Here is a 9187-nt window from a genome sequence, read left to right on the forward strand (position 1 = left end):
ACCCGGGCCGAGCGCGCCGCGGGGCGGGGACGGCGGTGGACCGGTCGGCACGGCGCGCCCCGGTGCACAGCACGCCGACGGGCTGCCCGTGCTCCTCGGCGGTGCCCGGGCCCGCCAGACGGACGGCACCACGTGCGGGTCGGCGGTGCTCGTCATGCTCGCCGCCACCGGCGACCCGGCCCTGGCGCAGTGGCTCGAGACGGGGAGCCTGCCGGCCGGGGAGCACCCGCCCGAGGTCCCCCAGGAGCCGGTCACCGGCGGCGCCGCCGCGCGCTTCGCCGCCGCGCAGCGCACCGTGCAGGCGGCCACCTCACGGCGGGGGCTCGGTCCGTTGCCGTGGCCGCGCGCCCTGGGCACCCCGCCCTGGACGGCTGCCCGCGTCGCCCGCTTCCCCGGCGTCCGCTACCGGGTGCGCCCGTTCGACGACGCGTCGGCACAGGCCCCCACCCTCCTCGGCCTGGTCGAGGCCGCGATCCGCCGCGGCCAGCCGGTGCCGCTCTACGTCGGCGGCGACGTCCGGGGCGGACTGTCGCACGCCGTGCCGCGCCACGTCGTCCTCGCCGTCCCGCCACCCCGCGGGGCCGGCCTGCCCGGCACGCTGCAGCTCTACGAGCCGGCCGCCGGGTCCGTGTTCGCGGTCCGCACCGCCGACCTGCTCGCGCGCACCGAGCCCCACCCGGCACTCGGCGGGTGGACGCACGTCGTGGCGACCCTGCTGCCCGTCCCGGACAGGTGACCAAGGCATGTGCATCGCCCCGCCCGGCAGGCCACACTAGAGGTTCCCCCGACAGCGACCTCGCAAGGAAGGGTGACCGATGAGCATTCCGCCGAACCCGACACCCGGCATCGACCTGCCCGACGACCCCGAGGAGGCCGTGGCTGCGCTGTCCCCCTCCACCGGCGAGGACTACGACCCGCCGGAGGTCGTCGACCCCGACCGCGAGGCGAGCGAGGCGGACCAGCTCGAACAGACCATCGAGGTCCCCGTGCTCGACGACGCCGACGTCGACGGGGAGGAGCTCTAGCCCCGCTAGGCTCGGAGGGCACCCAGCCCCAGGAGGAGCCATGACCGCACGCCAGGACGTCGCCCAGCTGATCGACCACACCCTGCTCAAGCCGGAGGCCACGGCCGAGCAGGTCGCCGCCCTGGTGGCGGAGGCGCGGGAGCTCGGCGTGCTCGCCGTCTGCGTCTCGCCCTCGCAGCTGCCGCTGCAGGGCGCCGAGGGCCTCGTCGTGGCCACCGTGTGCGGGTTCCCGTCCGGTGCGCACCACAGCGAGGTCAAGGCCGCCGAGGCCGCGCGCGCGGTGCGCGACGGCGCCGCCGAGGTCGACATGGTCATCAACCTCGGCGAGGCACGGGCCGGCAACTGGGCCGCCGTCGAGGCGGACATCGCTGCGGTGCGTGCGGCCGCGCCCTCCCCGGTGGTCCTCAAGGTCATCATCGAGTCCGCCGCGCTGGACGACGAGCAGGTCATCGCGGCCTGCCGGGCGGCCGAGGCGGCGGGCGCCGACTTCGTCAAGACCTCCACCGGCTTCCACCCGGCCGGTGGGGCCAGCGTCCACGCCGTCGAGCTCATGGCGCAGACGGTGGGCGGCCGGCTGGGGGTCAAGGCATCCGGGGGCATCCGGGACGCCGCCGCCGCGCAGGCGATGATCGACGCCGGCGCCACCCGGCTGGGGCTGTCGAGCTCGGCCGCGGTGCTCGCGGGCTTCCCCGAGTCCTGACCACCCGGGCCGGTGGCGGCCTGCCGACGCGGGCCGTCAGCTGCGGCGGACCGCGGCGAGCAGCCCGGTGCCGGTGGGCAGCAGGGCGCTGGTGAGCCGCTCGTCCGCGCGCACCGCCTTGCCCAGCTCACGCATCGCCACCGTCGACTCGTCGCGGCGCGCCGGGTCGGCGACCCGGTCGTGCCACAGCGTGTTGACCACGGCCAGCACACCCCCGACGCGCAGCATCCGCACCGCCTGCTGGACGTAGTCGGCGACGTCGGCGGGGTCGGCGTCGACGAGCACGAGGTCGTAGGCGCCGTCGGCCATCCGCGGCAGGACGTCCATGGCCCGGCCGGAGATGAGCCGGGTGCGCGAGGACCGCACCCCCGCGGCGGCGAAGGCCTCCCGCGCGGCGCGCTGGTACTCGGTGTCGACGTCGATGGTGGTGAGCACACCGTCCGGGCGCATACCACCCAGGAGCCACAGCCCGCTCACCCCCGTCCCGGTGCCGATCTCGACGACGGCGCGGGCCCCGACGGCGGCGGCGAGCAGGCGCAGCGCCGCCCCGGTGCCGGCACCGACGGCCGGGGCGCCGAGCTCCTCCGCGCGGCGACGTGCGGAGAGGATGACGTCGTCCTCCGGGATGAACTCCTCGGTGTACGCCCAGCTGAGGGCCTTCTCGGCAGCGATGGTGGTGCCTCCCGTTGCTCGCGCCCGTGTCGGCGTGCGGACTGTCCCTGATCGTATCGTCACCCGTCCAGGGACCCCTCAGGTTTCCCTCGTATCCTGGGACCCGGACCCCAGTGAGGAAGGCCCCGCATGACCACGCAGGACGAGACCACCTGGACGCCGCCGTCCTGGGAGGAGATCGTGCGCGACCACTCCGCCCGCGTCTACCGGCTGGCCTACCGGCTGACCGGGAACAAGGCCGACGCCGAGGACCTCACCCAGGAGACGTTCGTCCGCGTCTTCCGCTCGCTGCACTCCTACCAGCCCGGCTCCTTCGAGGGCTGGCTGCACCGGATCACCACCAACCTCTTCCTCGACGGCGCCCGCAAGCGGTCCCGGCTGCGGCTCACCCACCTCGGTGAGCACGCCGAGCAGGTCCCCGCCTCCCACGAGCAGCACGACCTCCACCGCCGCTACGAGCACGGGCACGTCGACCCGGACATCCAGGCCGCGTTGGACGCGCTGCCGCCCAAGTACCGGGCCGCCGTCGTCCTCAGTGACGTCGAAGGACTGTCCTACGAGGAGATCGCGGCGACGCTCGGCATCAAGATGGGGACCGTGCGCTCCCGCATCCACCGCGGCCGGGCGATGCTGCGGGAGCGGCTCGGGCACCTGCGTCCCGGTGCGTTGAGCGAGGAGGTGGTCCGGTGAACCACCTCGGCTCCCGGGTCGCCGCTCTCGTGGACGGCGAGCTGCCGGCCGCCGAGACCGAGGCCCTGCTCGCCCACGTGGCGGTCTGTCCGCGGTGCGAGTGGCTGCTCGCCCAGGAGCGCGCCTCCCGCACCGTGCTCAGCCGGGCCGGGGACGTCCAGCCCGACCCCGAGCTCACCGCCCGGCTGCTCGCCCTGTCGCCCGGACCCGAGTTGCCCGAGCCGCGCCGCCGCCGCGGCCTGCTCGCCGGTGCCGGTGTGGTGGGGCTCGTGGGCACCGTCGTCGGCGGGCTCGTGGTCGTCGGCGGGCTCGTCGAGCCGCGGACCGACCCGCAGGCGATCCTCGAGGCGGTCAACGACACCCCCGGAGAGCGCCCGGCCGAGCTGCCCGAGGGCCTGGGCTCCACCGAGGCCTCCGGGGACATCGTCGCCTGGCTCGCCGCCGAGGGGTGGAGCGCGCCGGAGACGCTGCCCCACGGGATGCGGGTGGTGGACGTCGAGGTCCACGAGACGGACACGGGGGAGATCCTCGAGCTGGAGATCGCCGGGTCGATGGCGCACGTGCGGCTGCTCCAGCAGCGGGGCGTGCTCGCGGACCACGCCGTCGCCGAGCTGCAGACCGAGCTCGTCGGCCGGCACGACGCGCTGCTGCTCCCCACCGGTGTGCACGACGTCGCCCTGCAGAGCGAGGACTGCGTGGTCGTCGTCCTCGCCGCCCCCGACGACGCCCCCTACACCGACGCGATCCTCGCCGCCCTGCCCGCCGGGGGCTACGACACCTCGCCCGCCGCCCGCCTGGCCCGCGGCTGGCGGGCCGTGACGGAGTGGGCGCGCGGCTGATGCCCGCAGCGAGCTGACGGAGGAGACTGGGCTGATGAACGAACGTCCCGGTGAGCACGAGCCGGCCTACCCGCCGGCCCCGGCCCCCCGCACCGAGCCGTACAGCGTGGACGAGCCGGACCGCCGCCCCTACGGCACCGCGGACACCGACCGGAACGACGAGTACCGCACGAGGGGGGAGCACACGCCACGGGACGACCGGGCGCCGGCCTACGAGCCGGCTGCGGGGTACGACCCGTGGCGCCCGGCGCACGGCTCGCCCGCGGGGCAGGGCGACGGGCCGGCCACGTCCCACGCACAGCTGCCGTGGTCGTCGCCGCGCGGCGAGACGGACACCCGGGCCTACCCGGCGTCGGCGCCGCCGCCGGAGTACGTGCCCGGCGACGGCCGGGCGGCCGCCCCGGCCGACCACCTGTGGCGTGACCCCTCGGCCCGGCCGTGGCAGCCCCCCACGGGCGAGACGCACCCCCAGCAGGTCCTCCCGCAGCAGGCACGCCGCCGGCGCCGGCGGCGGCAGGTGGGCCTCGGCGTCGTCGTCCTCCTCGTGCTCGTCGCACTCCTCGGTGGGCTCGTGCTCGGTGCCCTCGGCGCCCGGGCGCTGTGGCCGGCCGCGTCGTCCTCGGGCACGCTGCCCACCGCCGGCTCCCCGGTGTCGACCACCCGCCCGCCGGACTCGGTCGCCGGGATCGCCGCCGCCGCGCTGGAGAGCACCGTGTTCATCGAGGTCGTGGGCGGCAGCTCCGCCTCCAGCGGCAGCGGCATGGTGCTGCGCGAGGACGGCTACCTCGTGACGAACAACCACGTCATCGCAGCCGCCGCGGACGGGCGCGGCGTCGTCCTGGTCACCTTCCCCGACGGCGGCCAGGAGGAGGCGGAGATCGTCGGGCGGACGACCGACTACGACCTCGCCGTCCTGCGGGTCCGCCGCGACGGGCTCACCCCGCTGCCGCTCGCGGACTCCGACGCCGTCGTCGTCGGGGACCCGGTGGTGGCGGTCGGTGCGCCGCTCGGGTTGGAGGGCACGGTGACGAGCGGGATCGTCTCCGCACTCAACCGGCCCGTCCAGGCGGGCAACTCGCAGGACACCTCCTTCATCAACGCCATCCAGACCGACGCCGCGATCAACCCCGGCAACTCCGGGGGACCGCTGATCAACGCCGCCGGGGAGGTGGTGGGGATCAACACCGCGATCGCCCAGGCGAGCGGTCAGCCCACCGGCAGCATCGGCCTGGGCTTCTCCATCCCGTCCAACCAGGTGCGCCGCACGGCCGAGGAGATCATCGAGACCGGCCGGGCCACCTACCCGGTCATCGGTGTCGCGCTCGACACCCGCTACCAGGGCGAGGGCGTCCAGGTGCTGGAGACCGACTCCGACGACACCCCCGCCGTGACCCCGGGCGGCCCGGGCGAGGAGGCGGGGATCGAGCCCGGTGACGTCATCACCCACATCGACGGGCAGCCGGTGACCACCCCCTCGGAGCTCATCGTCGCCGTGCGGGCACGTGCCCCGGGGGACACCGTCGTGCTCACCGTGCGCTCCGACGACGGGGAGCGGGAGGTCGAGGTCGTGCTGGACGAAGCCGTCAGCGACGGGTGACCGGCGGCCTATCCTAGGGACCGTGCCGATCAACGGGTCCGAGCTGGCGGTCATCGCGCTGTTGGCGATCATCCTCGTCGGCCCCGAGCGACTACCGCAGTACGCACAGCAGCTGGGGCGCCTGGTGCGCAACCTGCGCCGCCTCTCCCAGGACGCCTCCGACCGCGTGCGCGCGGAGCTGGGGCCGGAGCTCGACGACCTCGACCTCAGGTCGCTCGACCCGCGGCAGTACGACCCCCGGCGCATCGTGCGCGACGCGCTGCGGGAGGAGCCCACGCGCCCGGCGCGCCCACCGCAGGCCCCGGCGGGCAAGGCCCCCTTCGACGACGAGGCGACCTGAGACCGGGCGCGACGAGGCGACCTGAGACCGGGTGCGGGCTCGCGCCCGCCGGCGTCAGACCGGGCTGATACCGAGGGAGCGGCCGGCCAGACCGCGGGCGCGGCGGCTCAGGCCGCGCGCGACCTCCCGCAGCACCTCGGCGGCGGGGGAGGAGTCCTCCTGGACGAACGGCACGCCGCGGTCGCCGCCCTCGCGGAGCTTGACCTCGATCGGGACCTGCCCGAGCAGCGGCACGTCGTAACCGAGGCCGGCACTGAGGTTGTCGGCCACCTGCTGCCCGCCGCCGGAGCCGAAGATCTCCAGGCGGCTGCCGTCGGGCTGCTCCAGCCACGACATGTTCTCGATGACGCCGACGACGTGCTGGTTCGTCTGCGCCGCCAGCGATCCGGCCCGCTCGGCGACCTCCGCGGCCGCCGTCTGCGGCGTCGTCACGACGAGCAGCTCGGCCGAGGGGAGCAGCTGGCCCACCGAGATCGCGATGTCCCCCGTCCCGGGCGGCAGGTCGAGCAGGAGGACGTCGAGGTCACCCCAGAAGACGTCGGCGAGGAACTGCTGCAGCGCGCGGTGGAGCATCGGGCCGCGCCACACGATCGGGCGCCCGGGCGGGGCGAACATGCCGATCGAGATGACCTTCACGTCACCGGCGACCGGCGGCAGGATCATGTCGTCGACCTTGGTCGGCGGGTGCTCGACGCCGAGCATGCGGGGGATGGAGAAGCCGTAGATGTCGGCGTCCACCACGCCGACCTTCAGACCGTCGGCGGCCATGGCCGCGGCGAGGTTCGCCGTCACCGAGGACTTGCCGACGCCGCCCTTGCCCGAGGTCACCGCGTACACCCGGGTGAGGTTGCCCGGCTCGGAGAACGGGATCGTCGGCTCCGCGGCGCCGCCGCGGAGCTGGGCGCGCAGCGCCTTGCGCTGCTCCTCGGTCATGACCCCCATGTCGACGCGGACGTCCTGGACGCCGGCGACGCGCTGGGCGGCGGCGGTGACGTCCTTGGTGATCGTGGTGCGCAACGGGCACCCCGCGGTGGTGAGGTCGATCCCGACGACGACGTCGCCGTCCTCGGCGACCTCCACGGAGCGGACCATCCCGAGCTCGGTGATGGGGCGGCGGATCTCGGGGTCGAGCACCTTCTCCAGCTCGGACCGGATCGCTTCGACGGTGGGGGCAGTCATGACCCCATGGTAGGTGCCTGTCGGGAGCGGACCCAAAGCCCCTTGGTCCCGGGCGGCCCAGGGCCCGGCGGCCGGGCCACGGGCCGCTCAGCGCTGCTCGGCCTCCTCCTGGCGCAGCTCCTCGAGCAGCGCGCGCAGCTCGGAGCGCACGAAGTCCCGCGTGGCGACGTCGCCCAGCGCAAGACGCAGCGCGGCCAGCTCGCGGGCGAGGTACTCGGTGTCGGCGAGGTTGCGCTCGGCGCGCTGGCGGTCCTGCTCGGCGGCGACCCGGTCGCGGTCGTCCTGGCGGTTCTGCGCCAGCAGGATGAGCGGTGCCGCGTAGGAGGCCTGGAGGGACAGCATGAGGGTGAGCGCGGTGAAGCCCAGGGCGGCGGAGTCGAAACGCAGGTTCGCGGGTGCCAGCGTGTTCCAGGCGATCCACCCGATGCAGAACGCGGTGAGGTAGACGAGGAAGCGCGGTGTACCGGTGAAGCGGGCGATCCCCTCGGCGACGTTGCCGACCATCTCGGAGTCCACCCGGGGACGGCGCAGCCAGCGTCGTCGGGTGTCCAGCGGGGTGTCGAGACGATCAGCCATGGACGCTCCTCGTCATCGCGGTGTCGGTGTCGTCGGTGTCGGCGTCGCGCCAGTCCTCCGGGAGCAGGTGGTCCAGGACGTCGTCCACGCTGATGGCGCCGAGGAGGCGGCCCTCGTCGTCGACGACGGGCAGCGCGGTGAGGTTGTAGGTGGCCAGCAGCCGGGTGACCTTGCCGATGTCGTCGTGCGGGCCGACCGTCTCGATGTCGACGTCGAGCAGCGAGCCCAGCTGCACGGCCGGAGGTTCGCGCAGCGCCCGCTGGATGTGGACGACGCCGAGCAGCTTGCCCGACGGGGTCTCCAGCGGCGGGCGGACGACGAAGACCATCGTCGCCAGGGCGGGGGTGACGTCCGGGCGGCGGGCGCTGGCCAGCGCGACGGCGACCGTCGACTCCGGCGGCAGGATGATCGGCTCGGTGGTCATGAGACCGCCGGCGGTGCGCTCGGGGTAGGCGATGAGGCGGCGCACGTCCTCGGCCTCCTCCGGCTCCATGAGCTCCAACAGCGAGCCGGCGACGTCCGGCGGCAGCTCGTTGACGAGGTCGGCGGCGTCGTCGGGCTGCATGAGGTCCAGCACGTCGGCGGCCCGGTTGGCCTCCATGGCGGAGACGATCGCCACCCGGTCGTCCTCGCTGAGCTCCTCCAGGACGTCGGCGAGGCGCTCGTCGGACAGCTCGGCGGCGAGCTCGAGCTGGCGGTCCATCGGCAGGTCGTGGAGCACGTCGGCGACGTCGGCCGCCTTGAGGTCGGCGATGGTGGACAGCAGCGTCGTCGCCGGCTGCGGACCCGGGCCCCCGGCGAGGTCGACGACCTCCTCGACCTCGACGATGAGCTGCTCACCGCGTCGGCGGCGCAGACCCCGGCCGCCGGGGCTGCGCTCGACGAACAGCTGGGTGACCAGCCAGTCCCGGTTGCGCTGCTGCTCGATCGCGACGTCGGAGATGACGGCGTCCCCGCTGCCGTCGCGGAGCGTGACCTTCCGGTCGACCAGCTGGCCGATGACCAGCGTCTCGCTCGCGCGCTGGGAGAAGCGGCGGATGTTGAGCAGCCCGGTGGTGATCACGGCGCCGGGGGCGATGCTCACCACGCGGGTGATCGGCAGGAAGACGCGGCGCTTCCCGGGGACCTCGACGACGCAGCCCACCACCCGGGGCAGCCCCTGGCTGCGGATGAGGACGACGACGTCGTGCACCTTGCCGACCGGGTCGCCGAGCGGGTCGAACACGGTCGTGCCCGCCAGCCGGCCGACGAAGACCCGGTTGGGCGCGGTCCTGCTCACCGGTGCGCTGCTCACGTCGGCAAGCCTATGAGCAACGGCCCCGCTCCGCCGGGAGGTGGGAGCGTAGCGGCGACCGTCCCGACGGGGGAGAATCGAGCCATGTCCTTCATGAGCAGCAGGGGCGGGGTTCCTCCCACACCGACCCTGCCCACCGGCGTCCAGATCGCCTCCTTCGACACCTACCTGGAGGCGCAACGCGCCGTCGACCTCCTGTCGGACAAGGAGTTCGAGGTCCAGCACACGACGATCGTGGGGACCGACCTGCGGATGGTCGAGCGGATCACCGGGCG

General features: G+C 74.6%; 12 protein-coding genes. 8 read left to right on the forward strand and 4 right to left on the reverse strand.

All coding sequences use genetic code 11. From position 1 onward, the window contains the following. From Q0195_RS06385 to deoC, 3 genes are all read left to right on the forward strand, one after another. Window positions 1–736 (forward strand): hypothetical protein (locus Q0195_RS06385; protein WP_366518081.1); only part of this gene is annotated, 736 nt, incomplete at its 5' end. Window positions 737–815: 79 nt separating this feature from the next. Next, on the forward strand, window positions 816–1025 hold the full coding sequence (locus Q0195_RS06390) for a hypothetical protein (RefSeq protein WP_299276075.1): 210 nt from the start codon (window positions 816–818) through the stop codon (window positions 1023–1025). A 40-nt stretch (window positions 1026–1065) separates the two neighbouring features. Beyond that, window positions 1066–1725, forward strand: a complete 660-nt coding sequence (gene deoC / locus Q0195_RS06395; protein WP_299276077.1) for a deoxyribose-phosphate aldolase — start codon at window positions 1066–1068, stop codon at window positions 1723–1725. A 36-nt stretch (window positions 1726–1761) separates the two neighbouring features. On the opposite strand, the gene Q0195_RS06400 is transcribed toward deoC, so the two are convergent. After that, window positions 1762–2397: an O-methyltransferase gene (locus Q0195_RS06400; RefSeq protein WP_299276099.1), complete on the reverse strand. Its 636-nt coding sequence runs from the start codon at window positions 2395–2397 to the stop codon at window positions 1762–1764. Window positions 2398–2526: 129 nt separating this feature from the next. Here Q0195_RS06400 and sigE point away from each other — a divergent pair, with 129 nt between their 5' ends. Genes sigE through Q0195_RS06420 form a run of 4 tightly spaced genes read left to right on the forward strand, consistent with a single transcriptional unit; the run spans window position 2527 to window position 5863 of the window. Further along, complete coding sequence (gene sigE / locus Q0195_RS06405) at window positions 2527–3087, forward strand: RNA polymerase sigma factor SigE (protein WP_299276079.1); 561 nt, start codon at window positions 2527–2529, stop codon at window positions 3085–3087. Continuing rightward, window positions 3084–3926 (forward strand): zf-HC2 domain-containing protein, encoded by an 843-nt coding sequence (locus tag Q0195_RS06410; RefSeq protein WP_299276082.1) that lies wholly within the window; start codon window positions 3084–3086, stop codon window positions 3924–3926. The genes sigE and Q0195_RS06410 overlap by 4 nt, the downstream gene beginning before the upstream one ends. A gap of 34 nt (window positions 3927–3960) precedes the next feature. Then, the gene (locus Q0195_RS06415) at window positions 3961–5523 is read left to right on the forward strand and encodes a trypsin-like peptidase domain-containing protein (protein ID WP_299276084.1); all 1563 of its coding nucleotides are present in this window, start codon (window positions 3961–3963) and stop codon (window positions 5521–5523) included. Between the two features lie 22 nt (window positions 5524–5545). Further along, window positions 5546–5863: a twin-arginine translocase TatA/TatE family subunit gene (locus Q0195_RS06420; protein WP_299276087.1), complete on the forward strand. Its 318-nt coding sequence runs from the start codon at window positions 5546–5548 to the stop codon at window positions 5861–5863. Window positions 5864–5917: 54 nt separating this feature from the next. Here Q0195_RS06420 and Q0195_RS06425 read toward each other — a convergent pair whose 3' ends face one another. The 3 genes from Q0195_RS06425 to Q0195_RS06435 form a co-directional block, all read right to left on the reverse strand. Beyond that, window positions 5918–7042 (reverse strand): Mrp/NBP35 family ATP-binding protein, encoded by a 1125-nt coding sequence (locus Q0195_RS06425; RefSeq protein ID WP_299276090.1) that lies wholly within the window; start codon window positions 7040–7042, stop codon window positions 5918–5920. A gap of 87 nt (window positions 7043–7129) precedes the next feature. Further along, on the reverse strand, window positions 7130–7618 hold the full coding sequence (locus tag Q0195_RS06430; protein ID WP_299276093.1) for a DUF1003 domain-containing protein: 489 nt from the start codon (window positions 7616–7618) through the stop codon (window positions 7130–7132). After that, window positions 7611–8912, reverse strand: a complete 1302-nt coding sequence (locus Q0195_RS06435; protein WP_299276095.1) for a CBS domain-containing protein — start codon at window positions 8910–8912, stop codon at window positions 7611–7613. Before Q0195_RS06435 ends, Q0195_RS06430 begins: the two co-directional genes overlap by 8 nt. Before the next feature lie 84 nt (window positions 8913–8996). On the opposite strand from Q0195_RS06435, the gene Q0195_RS06440 reads away from it, so the two are divergent. Continuing rightward, window positions 8997–9187, forward strand: a 191-nt coding sequence (locus tag Q0195_RS06440) for a general stress protein (RefSeq protein ID WP_366518082.1), incomplete at its 3' end; no start/stop codon positions are given.

Source organism: uncultured Georgenia sp., from assembly GCF_937958535.1.
Lineage (GTDB): Bacteria > Actinomycetota > Actinomycetes > Actinomycetales > Actinomycetaceae > Oceanitalea.

Coding starts and splice junctions, on each gene's coding strand:
- Q0195_RS06390 (WP_299276075.1), top strand. CDS start 816: ATGAGCATTCCGCCGAACCCGACACCCGGCATCGACCTGCCCGACGAC.
- deoC (WP_299276077.1), top strand. CDS start 1,066: ATGACCGCACGCCAGGACGTCGCCCAGCTGATCGACCACACCCTGCTC.
- sigE (WP_299276079.1), top strand. CDS start 2,527: ATGACCACGCAGGACGAGACCACCTGGACGCCGCCGTCCTGGGAGGAG.
- Q0195_RS06415 (WP_299276084.1), top strand. CDS start 3,961: ATGAACGAACGTCCCGGTGAGCACGAGCCGGCCTACCCGCCGGCCCCG.
- Q0195_RS06425 (WP_299276090.1), bottom strand. CDS start 7,042: ATGACTGCCCCCACCGTCGAAGCGATCCGGTCCGAGCTGGAGAAGGTG.
- Q0195_RS06430 (WP_299276093.1), bottom strand. CDS start 7,618: ATGGCTGATCGTCTCGACACCCCGCTGGACACCCGACGACGCTGGCTG.